Source organism: Pseudomonas endophytica, assembly GCF_001411475.1.
Classification (GTDB): Bacteria; Pseudomonadota; Gammaproteobacteria; order Pseudomonadales; family Pseudomonadaceae; genus Aquipseudomonas; species Aquipseudomonas endophytica.
The window spans coordinates 1-15,034 of record NZ_LLWH01000006.1; the positions used below are offsets into that span (position 1 = coordinate 1).

The 15,034-nt window shown below is 56.0% G+C and carries 14 protein-coding genes and 1 pseudogene; 10 read left to right on the forward strand and 5 right to left on the reverse strand.

Going from position 1 to position 15,034, the window contains the following annotated elements; all coding sequences use genetic code 11:
- Together AQS70_RS01540 and AQS70_RS23965 are read right to left on the reverse strand one after the other, a co-directional pair.
- The coding region (locus AQS70_RS01540; protein ID WP_156354946.1) for a c-type cytochrome at positions 1-328 on the reverse strand (328 nt) is incomplete at its 3' end.
- A gap of 43 nt (positions 329-371) precedes the next feature.
- Positions 372-614: pseudogene (locus tag AQS70_RS23965) on the reverse strand (c-type cytochrome).
- A gap of 210 nt (positions 615-824) precedes the next feature.
- Between AQS70_RS23965 and yihA the strand changes: the two are divergent.
- A complete protein-coding gene (yihA, locus tag AQS70_RS01545; RefSeq protein WP_055101184.1) occupies positions 825-1,469 on the forward strand; it encodes a ribosome biogenesis GTP-binding protein YihA/YsxC in 645 nt (214 codons plus the stop codon).
- A gap of 304 nt (positions 1,470-1,773) precedes the next feature.
- Here yihA and polA read toward each other — a convergent pair whose 3' ends face one another.
- Positions 1,774-4,539 carry a DNA polymerase I gene (gene polA / locus AQS70_RS01550; protein WP_055101185.1) on the reverse strand — a complete coding sequence of 922 codons (2,766 nt, stop codon included), beginning with the start codon at positions 4,537-4,539 and terminating at the stop codon, positions 1,774-1,776.
- A gap of 74 nt (positions 4,540-4,613) precedes the next feature.
- On the opposite strand from polA, the gene AQS70_RS01555 reads away from it, so the two are divergent.
- Entirely contained in the window at positions 4,614-4,904 is a 291-nt protein-coding gene (locus AQS70_RS01555) for a DUF2782 domain-containing protein (RefSeq protein WP_055101186.1), read from the forward strand.
- 55 nt (positions 4,905-4,959) lie between these two features.
- Positions 4,960-5,910, forward strand: coding sequence for a homoserine kinase (locus tag AQS70_RS01560; protein ID WP_055101187.1), 951 nt, complete (start codon positions 4,960-4,962; stop codon positions 5,908-5,910).
- Positions 5,911-6,055: 145 nt separating this feature from the next.
- Here the strand turns inward: AQS70_RS01560 and znuA are convergent, their stop codons facing one another.
- The gene (gene znuA / locus AQS70_RS01565; protein ID WP_420912328.1) at positions 6,056-6,988 is read right to left on the reverse strand and encodes a zinc ABC transporter substrate-binding protein ZnuA; all 933 of its coding nucleotides are present in this window, start codon (positions 6,986-6,988) and stop codon (positions 6,056-6,058) included.
- A 57-nt stretch (positions 6,989-7,045) separates the two neighbouring features.
- On the opposite strand from znuA, the gene AQS70_RS01570 reads away from it, so the two are divergent.
- From AQS70_RS01570 to AQS70_RS01585, 4 genes are read left to right on the forward strand one after another with little or no spacing between them, the layout of a single operon-like run.
- Positions 7,046-7,528 (forward strand): Fur family transcriptional regulator, encoded by a 483-nt coding sequence (locus AQS70_RS01570; protein ID WP_055101189.1) that lies wholly within the window; start codon positions 7,046-7,048, stop codon positions 7,526-7,528.
- On the forward strand, positions 7,528-8,316 hold the full coding sequence (gene znuC / locus AQS70_RS01575) for a zinc ABC transporter ATP-binding protein ZnuC (RefSeq protein WP_055101190.1): 789 nt from the start codon (positions 7,528-7,530) through the stop codon (positions 8,314-8,316). Before AQS70_RS01570 ends, znuC begins: the two co-directional genes overlap by 1 nt.
- Positions 8,309-9,097: a zinc ABC transporter permease subunit ZnuB gene (gene znuB / locus AQS70_RS01580; RefSeq protein ID WP_055101191.1), complete on the forward strand. Its 789-nt coding sequence runs from the start codon at positions 8,309-8,311 to the stop codon at positions 9,095-9,097. The genes znuC and znuB overlap by 8 nt, the downstream gene beginning before the upstream one ends.
- Positions 9,098-9,134: 37 nt before the next feature.
- Positions 9,135-9,854, forward strand: coding sequence for a PA5502 family lipoprotein (locus AQS70_RS01585; protein ID WP_055101192.1), 720 nt, complete (start codon positions 9,135-9,137; stop codon positions 9,852-9,854).
- A gap of 72 nt (positions 9,855-9,926) precedes the next feature.
- On the opposite strand, the gene katE is transcribed toward AQS70_RS01585, so the two are convergent.
- Positions 9,927-12,119 (reverse strand): catalase HPII, encoded by a 2,193-nt coding sequence (gene katE / locus AQS70_RS01590; protein ID WP_082428004.1) that lies wholly within the window; start codon positions 12,117-12,119, stop codon positions 9,927-9,929.
- A gap of 200 nt (positions 12,120-12,319) precedes the next feature.
- Between katE and AQS70_RS01595 the strand changes: the two genes are divergently transcribed.
- The 3 genes from AQS70_RS01595 to AQS70_RS01605 all read left to right on the forward strand — a co-directional run bounded on the left by AQS70_RS01595 (position 12,320) and on the right by AQS70_RS01605 (position 14,853).
- Positions 12,320-13,327, forward strand: coding sequence for a methionine ABC transporter ATP-binding protein (locus AQS70_RS01595; RefSeq protein WP_055101194.1), 1,008 nt, complete (start codon positions 12,320-12,322; stop codon positions 13,325-13,327).
- Complete coding sequence (locus tag AQS70_RS01600; RefSeq protein WP_055101195.1) at positions 13,327-14,001, forward strand: methionine ABC transporter permease; 675 nt, start codon at positions 13,327-13,329, stop codon at positions 13,999-14,001. Before AQS70_RS01595 ends, AQS70_RS01600 begins: the two co-directional genes overlap by 1 nt.
- An 81-nt stretch (positions 14,002-14,082) precedes the next feature.
- Positions 14,083-14,853 carry a MetQ/NlpA family ABC transporter substrate-binding protein gene (locus AQS70_RS01605; RefSeq protein WP_055101196.1) on the forward strand — a complete coding sequence of 257 codons (771 nt, stop codon included), beginning with the start codon at positions 14,083-14,085 and terminating at the stop codon, positions 14,851-14,853.
- Positions 14,854-15,034: the final 181 nt, after the last annotated feature.

The following is a 15,034-nucleotide window of genomic DNA, read 5'->3' on the forward strand; positions in this document are numbered from 1 at the left end:
CACCGACGGTGCTTTTTTCGCTGGAGTAATAGGCGGCGATATCCGCGAGATCTTGATCGTTCAGCGCGGCCAGCATGCCGGTCATTTCAAGCACCTGGCGTTTGCCGTCCTTGATTTCATGCAGCTGCTTGAGCAAGTAGCGATCACCTTGCCCGGCAAGTTTCGGAAAGTTAGGCGCCATGCTGTTGCCGTCGGGACCATGACAGGCGCCACACACAGCGATTTTTGCCTGACCGGCTGCAGCATCGCCGACTAGGGCAGTGCCTGCGGCTTGGGCGATACCACTAACGCCCACGGTCAACAGCAGACTCGCGAATAGTTTGTTCATCAGCTAATCCAATTACGGCTAAGGGTTAAGAGTTATGCCGGGCTTACTCATTCATCCTCTGGATGATTGGCTGGTAATCCTCGACACTGCAGTCCGTGCACAAACCACGCGGCGGCATCGCCTTTACACCCTGGGTCACGTGTTGTACCAACGTCTGCTTAACTTACCCTCGGCCTTTACACCCGGTTTCGGTGTTATGAATCGCTGACCTTGATGGCAGGCAATACAAACGCGGTTGTACACGGCTTCCGGATCCTGTGTAGCCTGAAGGCTGTTCAGGCGGCATCAAGACACCGGCAGCAGCCAACTCGTCTAAAACGATTTTTTCAGGGTGGGTAGCCTGATGCGTTCTAATGCGCAACCTAGGCTCCCTGTTCTTCGTCCTACGCTGGGACAAAGCACACACAAAATCTGCGGCATTATATACTGGCGCCACTTAAACGGAAACGACACGCACGCCGCGTCCATTTCTGACGCCGCTCACATCGGAAATCCCATGCAACTCAAGAACCCCATTCTCGGTCTGTGCCAACAGGCTACTTTCATGCTCAGCGCTGCCAAGGTTGATCAGTGCCCCGATGACCAAGGCTTTGAAGTCGCCTTCGCCGGGCGCTCCAACGCAGGCAAATCCAGCGCACTCAACACGCTGACCCACGCCAGCCTTGCGCGTACGTCGAAAACGCCGGGGCGTACTCAGTTGCTGAACTTCTTCCAATTAGACGATGAACGCCGTCTGGTCGACTTACCGGGTTATGGCTACGCCAAGGTGCCGATCCCGTTGAAAATGCATTGGCAACGTCACCTCGAAGCCTACTTTGGCAGTCGTGAAAGCCTAAAAGGCGTGATTTTGATGATGGACATCCGTCATCCAATGACCGATTTCGACCTTTTGATGCTCGACTGGACCGTCTCCAGCGGCATGCCAATGCACATTTTGCTGACCAAAGCCGACAAACTGACGTACGGCGCAGGCAAGAACACATTGCTCAAAATTCAGTCAGACATTCGTAAGAAGTGGGGCGACAGCGTCACCATCCAGCTGTTCTCTTCGCCAAAGCGTTTGGGCTTGGAAGAGGCATACACCGTGCTGGCGCAGTGGTTAGAGCTGCCAAACAAAGGCGAAGAAGAGAGCGCCGAGTAAGAAATTACAGGCAAAAAAAACCCCGGACTTCGTATGGGGGAGGGAAGTTCGGGGTTTAAGTACTGGACCGTAGGGGCGGGGTCCAGAATCTGCCAACACTTAACACAACATTAGGAGCAATGAAGGGCTTCACCAGCCATTCAAATAATCTGAGTTGTGTTAAGCAGGTTTAGTTCCTGAGCCCAAAAAAATTTGGCAAACGGTAGTCGCTGAACGAGGACCTAAGGCTGCGATGCGGGCCGCCACCTAAGTAGGCATGGGGAGCCTCGCAGGCTCATTCTTTGGCAGCGACTACAGATTTAAATTAGTGCGCCTCGTCCCAGTTATTGCCCACACCCACTTCGACCACCAGCGGTACCTCCAGCGTGGCCGCCTCGCTCATGTGCACGCGGATTTCATCGCGCACCTGATCCACCAAGTCTTCGCGCACTTCGAGTACCAATTCGTCGTGTACCTGCAAGATCACGCGGGCATCCAAGCCCGACGCCGTCAGCCAGTTATCCACAGCCACCATGGCTTTCTTGATGATGTCCGCCGCGGTGCCCTGCATCGGGGCGTTGATCGCGGTACGTTCCGCGCCTTTACGCAACGCCGGGTTTTTCGCGTTAATGTCGGGCAGGTACAGACGACGACCAAAAATAGTCTCGACATAACCCTGCTCCGCCGCCTGAGTGCGGGTGCGCTCCATGTACTCCAGAACACCCGGATAGCGTGCGAAATAACGATCTATGTAAGCCTGCGACTGCTTGCGGTCGACGCCAATCTGTTTAGCCAGACCAAAGGCGCTCATGCCGTAGATCAAGCCGAAGTTGATCGCCTTGGCGCTGCGACGCTGATCAGTCGTGACATCGCTCAGGTCGACGCCAAAGACTTCGGCGGCCGTGGCGCTGTGAACATCCAGATCATTACGGAAGGCGTGCAGCAACCCTTCGTCCTTGGCCAGGTGCGCCATGATGCGCAGCTCAATTTGTGAATAGTCTGCCGCCAGTAGCTTGTAGCCCTTAGGTGCGACAAACGCCTGACGAATCCGACGGCCCTCAGCCGTACGGATTGGGATGTTTTGCAGGTTAGGATCGCTGGACGACAAACGCCCGGTTGCCGTCACCGCTTGGTGATAAGAGGTATGAATACGCCCGGTTCTCGGGTTGATTTGCTCAGGCAAACGGTCGGTGTAAGTGCTTTTGAGTTTGCTCATCGAGCGGTACTGCATCAGCACTTTGGGCAGCGGGAAGTCTTGCTCGGCCAGTTCAGCCAATACTGCTTCGGCCGTCGAAGGTTGGCCTTTGGCGGTTTTGCTGATGATAGGCAGGCCGAGTTTTTCGTACAGAATGACGCCCAATTGCTTAGGCGAGCCGAGGTTGAATTCCTCACCCGCGATCTCGAACGCCTCACGCTCAAGAGCGACCATTTTGTCGCCCAGCTCAACGCTCTGCACACCCAGCAGCTTGGCGTCCACTAATGCGCCTTGGCGCTCAATACGCGCTAGAACAGGTACCAGCGGCATTTCAATGCCCGTTAGCACGGCATTCAAGCTTGGGATCGCTTGCAGTTTTTCGTGCAGCGCGTGGTGCAAGCGCAGGGTCACGTCAGCATCTTCTGCCGCATACGGTCCGGCTTGCTCCAGCGAAATCTGGTCAAACGTCAGCTGCTTAACACCTTTTCCGGCAATGTCTTGAAAACTGGTGGTGGTATGACCCAGGTACTTGAGCGCCAAGCTGTCCATGTCATGGCGGGTGGCCGTGGAGTCGAGTACGTAGGATTCCAGCATGGTATCGAAGGCAACACCTTGTACGACGATTCCGTTGGCCTGATCGCCGCCAATGGCACAGTTGGCCAAAATATTGATATCGAACTTGGCGTGTTGGCCTACCTTCGCTTTAGTCGGGTCTTCGAGCAGCGGCTTGAGCGCTCGCAACACGGTATCGCGGTCCAGTTGCTCCGGCACGCCCATGTAGGAGTGGGTCAATGGAATGTAGGCCGCTTCGCCCGGCTTGACCGCAAATGACAGGCCCACCAATTGCGCTTTTTGCGCATCTAGGCCGGTGGTTTCGGTGTCGACGGCAATCAGCTTGGCGTCGTTGAGCTTTTTCAGCCACACATCGAACGTAGCTTGATCGAGGATGGTGACGTAGTCCTGTTCTTGCGTTGGTGCCGCAGGCGCTTCTTGCGCGATCACCTGACCGGCGCGCTTGGCGTCGCGTTCAACATCGGCGATCCAGCTTTTAAATTCCAGCTCGGTGTACAGCTCAATCAGCTTTTCGGCGTCCGGCTGTTTGAGGTGCAAGTCGTCCAGGCCGATGTCCAGTGGCACATCAATTTTGATGGTGGCCAATTGGTACGAAAGAAACGCCATTTCGCGGTGTTCTTCGAGTTTGGCGGGCAGGTTTTTGGCGCCGCGAATGGGCAGGGTGGGCACGATGTCGAGCTGTGCATACAGTTCGGTCAGCCCGCCGTTGACACCCACCAATAAGCCAGAGGCTGTTTTAGGCCCAATGCCCGGAACGCCAGGAATGTTGTCAGACGAATCGCCCATCAGTGCGAGATAGTCGATGATCTGCTCGGGCGAGACGCCAAACTTCTCTTTGACGCCTTCGACGTCAAGCGTGCTGCCGGTCATGGTGTTGACCAAGGTGATATGGCCATCAACCAATTGCGCCATGTCTTTGTCGCCGGTGGAGATCACCACGGGCCGGTCTGCGGCAGCGCTGCTGCGCGCCAAAGTACCGATGACGTCATCGGCTTCTACGCCTTCTACGCACAGCAAAGGGAAGCCCAAGGCGATCACGCTGGCGTGTAGCGGCTCGATCTGAACCCGCATCTCATCGGGCATGCTGGGGCGATTGGCTTTGTATTCGGCGTACATGTCATCGCGAAATGTCCCGCCCTTAGCATCGAAAACCACCGCAAACGGGCTGTCTGGGTACTGCTTGCGCAGACTCTTGAGCATGTTTAGCACGCCCTTTACGGCGCCCGTTGGCATGCCTTTGGAGGTGGTCAGCGGCGGAAGTGCGTGGAAGGCGCGGTACAAATATGAAGAACCGTCCACCAGGACGAGGGGTGCTTGGCTCATGAGCAGGATCAACCTTTTCGGCGAGTCCGGCGCTAGAATGTCCGGACCAATGACGACAAAGGGACAAGGTTATCATGCGTACACTTAATCGCCTGTTGTTGACCGGCTTGTTTGCATTTACACCGCTGGTAACCTTTGCGGCTGATAGTGAACTTGACGGTGATCCAGAAGTAACCATTCGCACGGAAGGCGATAAAACCATTCAGGAATACCGTCAAAACGGGTTCCTTTATGCCATCAAGGTGACCCCAAAAGGAGCGCCGCCGTACTTTTTGGTACGCGCTGATGGCACTGATGCCAACTTCATCCGTTCCGACCAGCCGGATATGCTGATTCCTTCGTGGAAGATCTTCGAGTGGAAATAGCGTCTTAACTTTAATTGGCGCCGCTTGGGCGGCGCCCGCACTGGCAATTTAAACCATGTCTGTATTCACCCCACTGACTCGCCCGGAGCTGGAGACTTTTCTTGCGCCTTACGAACTCGGCCGTTTGCTCGATTTCCAGGGGATTGCCGCGGGTAGCGAAAACACCAACTATTTCATCAGCCTGGCGCAGGGCGAGTTTGTCCTGACCTTGGTTGAGCGCGGCCCGATCAAAGAGATGCCTTTCTTTATCGAGTTGCTGGACGTCCTGCACGACGCCGACCTGCCGGTGCCCTTTGCCCTGCGCACGGTTGATGGCCAAGCCTTGCGCGAGCTAAAAGGCAAACCTGCACTGTTGCAACCGCGTCTGGCGGGCAAGCACATTCGTGACGCTAACGCCCAGCATTGCGCGCAAGTGGGTGAGTTGCTCGGGCGTTTGCACGTGGCCACGCGTGACAACGTGCTGGAGCGCAAAACCGACCGCGGCCTGGACTGGATGCTGGCCGAAGGGCCAGCATTAATGGCTGATTTGTCGCCAAGTGCGGCCGATTTGCTGCAAAAAGCGCTGACTGAGATTACCGAACGCAAGGCACAGATCCTCGCGTTGCCAAGGGCCAACCTGCACGGCGATTTGTTTCGCGATAACGCGATGTTTGAAGGGACGAATCTGACCGGCCTGATCGACTTTTATAACGCGTGCTCGGGGCCGATGCTCTACGACGTAGCGATTGCCCTGAACGACTGGTGCGCCGACGACGACGGCCAACTGGACGCCTCGCGTGCCCGTGCGCTGTTGGGTGCCTACTCTGCGCTGCGCCCGTTTACCGCCCGCGAGGCGCAAATGTGGCCAACTCTCTTGCGCGTGGCGTGTGTGCGCTTTTGGCTGTCGCGTTTGATTGCGGCCCATACGTTTGCAGGGCAAGACGTGCTGATCCACGATCCGCGTGAGTTCGAGCGTCGTTTGGCCTTGCGTCAAACCGTGGCCGTTGCGCTGCCGTTCGCGCTATAACCCACCCCAAAAACGCTGAAAACCCCGTAGGAGCTGCCGCAGGCTGCGATCTTTTAAGATCAAAAGATCGCAGTCTGCGGCAGCTCCTACGAAGTGGACTACCGCCTAAACGTTGATCCTGATGCTGGCGCACAAACCCTTGGGCTTAAAGGCTTTCCAAGCAACCCGCCAGGTCGTTGCCGAGTTTTTCCAGCAATTGTTCATAACCCTGCGCGGTGGCCGGGGTGAAGCCGCCCAAGGGGTCTAGCTCTGCCAATTTGACCGGCAAACCAGCTGTCAGGGTGTCTGCTAAACGCGGGCGTAACGGTGGATCACTAAACACGCAGGTCTTGCCCACTTCTTGTAGCCGCTGTCGCATAGCGGCCACGTGCTGGGCGCCAGGCTGAACTTCTGAGGCTACGCTGAACACGCCGGTGTGCTTTAGGCCATAGGCACTTTCGAAGTAGTCATAACCTTCGTGGAAAACAAAGAACGGTTTGTGCGCAATCGCGGCCATGCGCGTTTTCAGGCGCGCGTCTAGCGCATCCAAACGCTCATTGAATGCCTTGAGATTGCGTTGGTAGGCCGGCGCATTAGACGGATCTTTCTCGCTCAGGTCAGCGGCCATTTTGGCGGCGATAACCCGCGCATTGTCAGGCGCCAACCACAAGTGAGCGTCTAGCGTGCCTGGGCGATGATCATGGTCGTGTTCAGCCGCAGCGTCCTCGTCATGGGAATGGCTGTCTTCTGCGAAATGGCGCAGCTTCAAGCCCGGCAAATCTTGCACAGTCACCGAGGGCTGAGTGCGGTTTTTGATCACCCGCGGCATAAAACCTTCCATGTCCGGGCCGATCCAGTAGAGCAAATCAGCTGACTGAACGCGCCGTACGTCGGAAGGACGCAGCGCATAGTTATGCGGTGATGCATTGGGCGGTAGAAGTACCTCAGGCTTGTCCACGCCGTCTTGCACAGCCGCAGCTATCAGCTGCAACGGCTTAATGCTGGTCAATACCTTGATCTCGGCTTGAGCCGGGTTAATCACCAACAAACTGGCAGACAAAGCAATAAAAATCGTAAAAATACGGGGCACGATGGGCACTCATGGCGGCTGAAACGGGTAACATAATAACGTCTCTCTCGGAAATCGTCGCCGCCCATGTCTATAACACCTCTTGCCAGCCGTCCCCACGACCACTCTCATTGCGTCCACAGCGCGCTCTCTGAAGCGGATGTTTTGTGCGCGCAAAAGGGCCTGCGCCTGACCGCTTTGCGTAGGCGAGTTCTGGAGTTGGTGTGGCAAAGTCACAAGCCTTTGGGCGCGTATGACATTTTGGCCGTACTCAGCGAGCAAGATGGGCGCCGCGCTGCACCGCCGACCGTTTATCGTGCGTTGGACTTCCTGCTCGATAATGGCCTAGTGCATCGTATTTCTTCGCTTAACGCCTTTATAGGGTGTAGCCACCCCGAACACGCGCATCAAGGCCAGTTTCTGATCTGCCGCACGTGTCACGCAGCCATCGAGCTTGAGCAAAAAAGCATCAGTGACGCGATTATTAGCAGCGCTCGCGATGTCGGCTTTACAGTCGAAGGGCAAACCGTAGAAGTCCTCGGTTTGTGCTCGGGTTGCCGGGAGGCCTGATGAGCGCCGCGCTGATACATCTTAAAGAAGTCTGCGTGACCTTTGCCGGTCAGAACGTACTCGACAGCATTGAACTGAGCGTTGAGCCAGGCCAAATTGTGACGCTGATTGGCCCCAATGGTGCTGGTAAAACCACATTGGTCAAAGCCGTGCTGGGCCTGCTTAAGCCCACCCGTGGCAGCGTGTGGCGCAAATCTAAACTGCGCATCGGCTACATGCCGCAAAAGCTGCATGTAGATCCCACCCTGCCACTGTCGGTGCTGCGCTTTTTGCGTTTGGTGCCGGGCGTTGATCGCGCTCAAGCCCTCGCGGCCTTGAAAGAGGTGGGGGCTGAGAAGGTCATCGACAGCCCGGTTCAAAGCGTTTCGGGCGGTGAAATGCAGCGTGTACTGCTGGCCCGCGCTCTGCTGCGTAAGCCCGAGCTGCTGGTGCTCGACGAGCCGGTGCAGGGCGTCGACGTGGCCGGGCAGGCTGAGCTTTACAGCTTGATCACTCGGCTGCGCGACCGTCATGGCTGCGGCGTTTTAATGGTGTCCCACGATTTGCATCTGGTCATGAGCACCACGGATCAGGTGGTGTGTCTGAACCGTCACGTCTGCTGTTCAGGGCACCCGGAACACGTCAGTGGCGACCCGGCTTTCGTCGAACTGTTCGGCAAAAACGCACAAAGTTTGGCGATTTATCACCACCATCACGACCATGCGCATGACCTGCATGGCTCGGTAGTCAACGAAGACCAACCCTTGGGGCACGTCCACGTTCATGGAGAAGGCTGCAAGCATGGCTGATTTTCTGTTTTACGCCCTGCTGGCAGGTTTGTCTTTGGCGGTGGTTGCGGGTCCTTTGGGATCGTTTGTGGTGTGGCGCCGAATGGCTTATTTCGGCGACACCTTGTCTCACGCTGCATTGCTGGGCGTGGCATTGGGCTTTTTGCTGGATATCAGCCCGGCGATTGCCGTAACGGTTGGCTGCCTGTTGCTCGCCATACTGCTGGTGACTTTGCAGCAGCGTCAGCCACTGGCTTCCGACACGCTGCTCGGAATTCTTGCGCCCAGCACCTTGTCCCTCGGGCTGGTGGTACTAAGCTTCATGCATGAAGTGCGGATCGACCTGATGGCTTACCTGTTTGGTGATCTGTTAGCGATCAGTCCGACTGACTTGATGTGGATCATGGGCGGTAGCGCAGTGGTGTTGGCGTTACTGGTGGCGCTGTGGCGGCCTTTGCTGGCAATTACCGTGCACGAAGAGTTGGCGACGGTCGAAGGTTTGCCGGTCGCAACGCTGCGCATGACTCTGATGTTGTTGATCGCGGTGGTGATCGCGGTAGCGATGAAGATTGTTGGTGTGTTACTGATTACTTCATTGCTGATCATCCCTGCCGCTGCAGCCCAACGTCATGCCCGGTCGCCGGAGCAAATGGCAGTGGGCGCTACGTTACTGGGAATGCTGGCGGTCTGTGGAGGGCTGGCTTTGTCGTGGTTTAAAGACACGCCTGCCGGGCCTTCGATTGTGGTCTGTGCCGCCGCACTGTTTCTGCTGAGTTTTGTTCTGCCCCGTCGAGGGGTGTAGACTTGCTCGTTTTTTGCGCACTTAGAGAGCCGCAGGAATGAAGCTGTTCAACTCACGTTATGTGCTCCTCGCCGCATTTTCTTTGCTGTTGGGCGCCTGCCAAAGCACACCGCCGGTCGACAATTCGGTCGATCAAGGGCGTGCAACTGCTATTGCGCAACTGGAGCAAAACCTGGCCAGCAGCGAACTCGCGACGGCTGAAGATCAGTTGGCCGCCTTACAGGCCCAAACGCCAGATGACCCTCAATGGGTGCAGTACCAGCGCCAGTTGGCCGAAGCCTACCTGCAACGCAGCCAAATCGTTCTGCAAAAAGGCGACGTCAATGCGGCCGCTACGGCCTTAAGCCGTGCACGTTCGCTAATGCCTAAAGCCCCGGCTTTAACGGGGGGCGTCAACAGTGCCATTGCCCATGCACGTAAGGCCGAGTTGGATAAAGCCGAAGCTGCGCTTAAAGCGGCAGAGGCGCGCCCTCCGGCCAAGGTGATTGACCCAGCAGCGGAGCACACCACTGTTGCGTTAAACATCACTGATATTGCAAAACTTCGGCGTCAACTTGATCTCATCGCGCAAGATATTGTCAATTATCAATGCGCGGTCAGTATTCAAGTGCCGCGCACAGCCGATTACCCATGGCTGGCTACGCTGATTAGCAAACGCGTCAAAAAGCTCGATCCGGCCTTTGACCTGAATCTTGAGCGTCAGATCATTCGACGTGTCCCTGCGCAAGTAGTGCTAATACCCACTAAGCCACAATAAAGCCCGCAGGGCCGAAGGTTACTGAGTTATCCAACCACTCAGTAGCCTTCGGCCCAACACGCCTAAACCTCCTTAGGCCGGAATAGCCTTGGCTTTTGGCTCGCGCGCCCAAATCCGGTGCAAGGCGATCGCTGCAAAAAACGCTTTAAGGTCTTGTGCATCTTTGATCGCCAACAACCCGTCATCCACTTGCAAATGCAGCACTTCCAACAGCTTTTTTGCTTCGCCATGCAAGGCGATTGGCTTCAAGTGTTTGTAGGCTTCAAGCAAGTAATGCAACGCAACCCCGTCGCCACTTAACGTCTCGATCGACTCTGCGCCACCCGGCACGTACACGGCGTCAAAGGCCACCGACGGCAAGCCCTCCATCGAAGCATCTACCGGCAGCGACTTACCCTGTGCTGTTTTAACCGGCGCTGACGTAGGGCCGAGCAATTTGATGTGAGCGCCTTGGGCTGCCAGTGCTTTTTTAAGGGCATCAATAGCCTGCCCATCTACGCCGTTGGCCGCCAACACCGCCACTTTTCGGGTCTTGATATTGCCCGGTAGCAAATTGGCCTGGCTCAAGGCGGGTGAAGATTTAACGCTGGTTTTACGCGCCTGCACAGTGCCCGCCTTCGGAGCCGGCAGGCCCAAGTTTTCGGCGACACGGCGAGCGAGTTCAAGGTCGATGTTGGCTAAAATCTCATCCACCTGACGCGCTCGAATATATTCACGCTCGACCTTGCCCAATTCAAAGCTATACGCCGCGATGATGTGCTCTTGCTCGTGTTTGCTCATGCTGTGGAAAAACAGCCGTGCTTGAGAGAAGTGATCGCTGAACGAGTCGCTGCGCTGACGTATTTTGTTGGCGTCGATGCGCTCGGGGTACGATTCAAAACCACCGTCTTTGGCGGCTGGCGGCGTTTCCTTTGGCCACCCGCCATCTATGGAGTTAGGTTCGTAAGCCGCACGCCCCTTGTGGATCGTGCTGCGGTGTTGAGCATCGCGCTGGTTGTTGTGGAAAGGACTGACTGGGCGGTTAATGGGGATTTCGTGAAAGTTTGGCCCTCCCAGTCTGCTGATTTGCGTATCGGTGTAGGAAAACAAGCGACCTTGCAGCAGTGGGTCGTTAGAAAAGTCTATGCCGGGCACGATATGCCCGGGGCAAAACGCCACCTGCTCGGTTTCAGCGAAAAAGTTATCCGGGTTGCGGTTAAGCACCATCTTGCCAAGGGGGGTAATCGGCACCAGTTCTTCGGGGATCAGCTTGGTCGGGTCCAGAATGTCGAAATCAAATTTATGCTCATCTTCTTGCGCAATGATCTGCACCCCGAACTCCCACTCTGGATAATCGCCAGTTTCAATCGAGTCCCACAGATCACGGCGATGATAGTCGGTGTCTTTACCGGCCAGCTTTTGCGCTTCATCCCACACCAGAGAGCACGTGCCTACGCTAGGGCGCCAGTGAAACTTAACGAAGTGTGATTTCCCCTCTGCGTTGATGAAACGGAAGGTGTGGACCCCGAAGCCTTGCATGCTGCGTAGGCTTTTCGGAATCGCGCGGTCGGACATAGCCCAAATGACCATGTGCGCAGACTCCGGGACCAGCGAGACAAAATCCCAGAACGTGTCATGAGCCGAGCCGCCGGTTGGCATTTCGTTGTGAGGTTCGGGTTTTACCGCGTGGACAAAATCTGGAAACTTGATTGCATCTTGAATGAAGAACACCGGCATATTGTTGCCGACCAGATCGAAGTTACCCTCATCAGTGAAAAACTTAACTGCGAAACCCCGCACGTCACGCACCGTATCTCCCGAGCCTCTTGGGCCTTGAACGGTTGAAAAACGTACGAACACGGGTGTTTTTTTATCCGGGTCTTGTAAGAAACCCGCTTTGGTCAAGTCGCTATGGGCTTTATAGGTTTGGAAGTACCCGTGAGCCCCAGTGCCTCGCGCATGCACAATGCGCTCAGGAATTCGCTCGTGGTCAAAATGCGTGATTTTTTCACGCATGATGAAGTCTTCGAGCAGTGAGGGGCCTCGCGCACCGGCTTTGAGGGTGTTTTGATTGTCGGAAATCTTCACGCCTTGATTGGTTCGCAACGCCTGATCCGTCGCATCGTCGCGAAACACTTCGATGTTTTCCAATTTGGCGTTAGTGTTGCCACGGTCCAAGGTGTCGGTGCCGGCCATCTGGCTCTTGGGTGTAGACGGTTTTTTGCTGCTCATCAGACTAAGCTCCTTATCGTTGAAAGCCCCACGGGCTGGGCTTTTAAGGCAAATATCCTGTTGCGGGATGTGAGGTGCTGTTAGTACTGACTGGTGCAGGTGGCGGTCGTTCCTTATTTCAGACCACCGTCCTCTTATCGCCAAATCAAAGGTCTTTGCTCAAATAAATGCTAAGAACCTCTAGACGGACAGGCTAAAATGCGCGCCCGGCTAACCGCTGATCTTCTATTTACGCGCCCCACAAGGTTCGCTACGTGATTGAGTTCCATAACGTTCATAAAACTTACCGGGTCGCCGGTAAGGACATTCCCGCCCTGCATTCCACGAGTTTGCGTGTTGAGAGCGGCCAGGTTTTTGGCCTGATTGGTCATTCCGGCGCGGGCAAAAGTACATTGCTACGCCTGATCAACCGTCTCGAAACACCGAGCGGCGGGCAGATCATCGTCGACAACGAAGACGTCACGGCGATGGATGCCAATGGCCTACGGCGTTTCCGGCAGCAAGTCGGGATGATCTTCCAGCACTTCAATTTGCTGGCATCCAAGACTGTTGCTGACAACGTGGCGATGCCACTGGCGCTGGCGGGTGAATTGTCCCGCAGCGAAATTGACCAACGAGTTGCCGAGCTGCTGGCGCGCGTGGGTCTGTCAGACCATGCCAAGAAATACCCGGCGCAGTTGTCAGGCGGCCAAAAACAACGAGTAGGCATTGCTCGTGCCTTGTCGACCAAGCCCAAAGTATTGCTGTGCGATGAAGCCACCAGTGCGCTCGACCCGCAAACGACGGCGTCGGTGTTGCAGTTGTTGGCAGAAATTAACCGCGAACTGAAACTCACCATTGTGCTGATCACCCACGAGATGGATGTGATCCGCCGTGTGTGCGATGAAGTGGCCGTGATGGACGCGGGCGTTATTGTTGAGCAAGGCCCGGTGGTTGATGTGTTTTTGCATCCCAAGCACCCAACGACTAAGCGCTTTGTGCAAGAAGACGAGCAGATCGACGAAGGCGAACAGCGCGACGATTTCGCCCACGTCCCTGGGCGCATTGTGCGTCTGACGTTCCAAGGCCAAGCCACCTACGCACCGTTGCTAGGCACCGTTGCTCGCGAAACCGGCGTGGACTACAGCATCTTGGCGGGTCGTATCGACCGCATCAAAGACTCTCCGTATGGGCAACTGACCCTCGCCATCACGGGTGGCGATATGGAAGCTGCTTTTGCCCGCTTTAAAGCGGCTGATGTACATATGGAGGTATTGCGCTAATGGAATCCCTACTGGGCTTTTTCACCAACATTGATTGGTACGAAATCTGGCTGGCCACAGGCGACACCTTGATGATGCTCGGCGGCTCGTTGCTGTTTACCATCTTGTTGGGCCTGCCGCTTGGCGTGTTGCTGTTCTTATGCAGCCCGCGCCAGTTGTTTGAGCAGAAAGCCGTCTACGCCTTGCTGTCATTGGTAGTGAACATTCTGCGCTCGCTGCCGTTCATCATCCTGTTGATTGTGATGATCCCGTTTACGGTACTGATCACCGGCACTTCGCTGGGCGTCGCCGGTGCGATTCCACCACTGGTGGTCGGCGCAACGCCGTTCTTCGCCCGCTTGGTCGAAACCGCCTTGCGTGAAGTCGATCGCGGCATCATCGAAGCCACGCAATCGATGGGTGCTAGCACGCGTCAGATCATTACCAGCGCCTTGTTGCCAGAAGCACGCCCCGGCATTTATGCCGCGATTACCGTGACCGCGATTACGCTGGTGTCCTACACCGCTATGGCGGGCGTGGTCGGTGCAGGGGGGCTGGGTGATTTGGCGATTCGTTTCGGCTACCAACGTTTCCAAACCGACGTGATGATTGTCACGGTGGTGTTGTTGTTGATTCTGGTGCAAATTCTGCAAACCGTCGGCGACCGCTTGGTCGTACACTTTTCGCGCAAGTAAGTGTGCCTTTACGTTTATTACGCAATAGCCAGCCCTGAGCTGGCAGATACCTGGGGTCAGGTGTTCACAAGGAGCTGTTGAATGAAGAAGTTATTTGCTGCTGTGGCCGCTGTTGCGGCGTTTTCTGCCCATGCAGGTGATCTGTCGGTCGCGGCAAGCCCGGTTCCGCACGCGGAGATTCTGGAGTTCGTGAAACCGACGCTGGCCAAAGAGGGTGTAAACCTCAAGGTCAAGGTGTTCACTGATTACGTTCAACCTAACGTACAAGTGGCCGAGAAGCGTCTGGACGCCAACTTCTTCCAGCACCAGCCGTACTTGGATGAGTTCAACAAATCCAAGGGCACGCACTTGGTCAGCGTTGCGGCCGTACACCTGGAGCCGTTGGGTGCTTACTCCAGCAAATACAAAAAGCTGGATGAGCTCAAAGACGGCGACACGGTGGTGATCCCGAACGACGCCACTAACGGCGGGCGCGCGCTGTTGCTCCTGGACAAGGCCGGCGTGATCAAGCTCAAGGACTCGACCAACATCCTGTCGACCGTTAAAGACATCACCGAAAACCCAAAAAATCTGAAGTTCCGCGAGCTGGAAGCCGCCACCATTCCACGCGTGCTGACTCAGGTTGATCTGGCGTTGATCAACACCAACTACGCGCTGGAAGCCAAGTTGAATCCAGAAAAAGACGCACTGGTCATTGAAGGCAGCGACTCGCCTTACGTGAACATTCTGGTAGCGCGCCCAGACGACAAAGACTCCGAAGACATGAAGAAGCTGGTAGCTGCCTTGCACACGCCAGAAGTCAAAGCCTTCATCCTTGAGAAGTACAAAGGCGCCATCCTGCCGGCGTTCTAAGCACTACCCGTAGGAGCTGCCGCAGGCTGCGATCTTTTGCTGTTGCGATCAAAAGATCGCAGGCTGCGCCAGCTCCTACAAAAACAGAGATGCATCCAAACACCGTGCGCGATGGTGTTTCGGCAACTACAGACTTAGCACGTTTGCTGCGCGACAGCGCGGCGTCTGGACGACAGGGAAT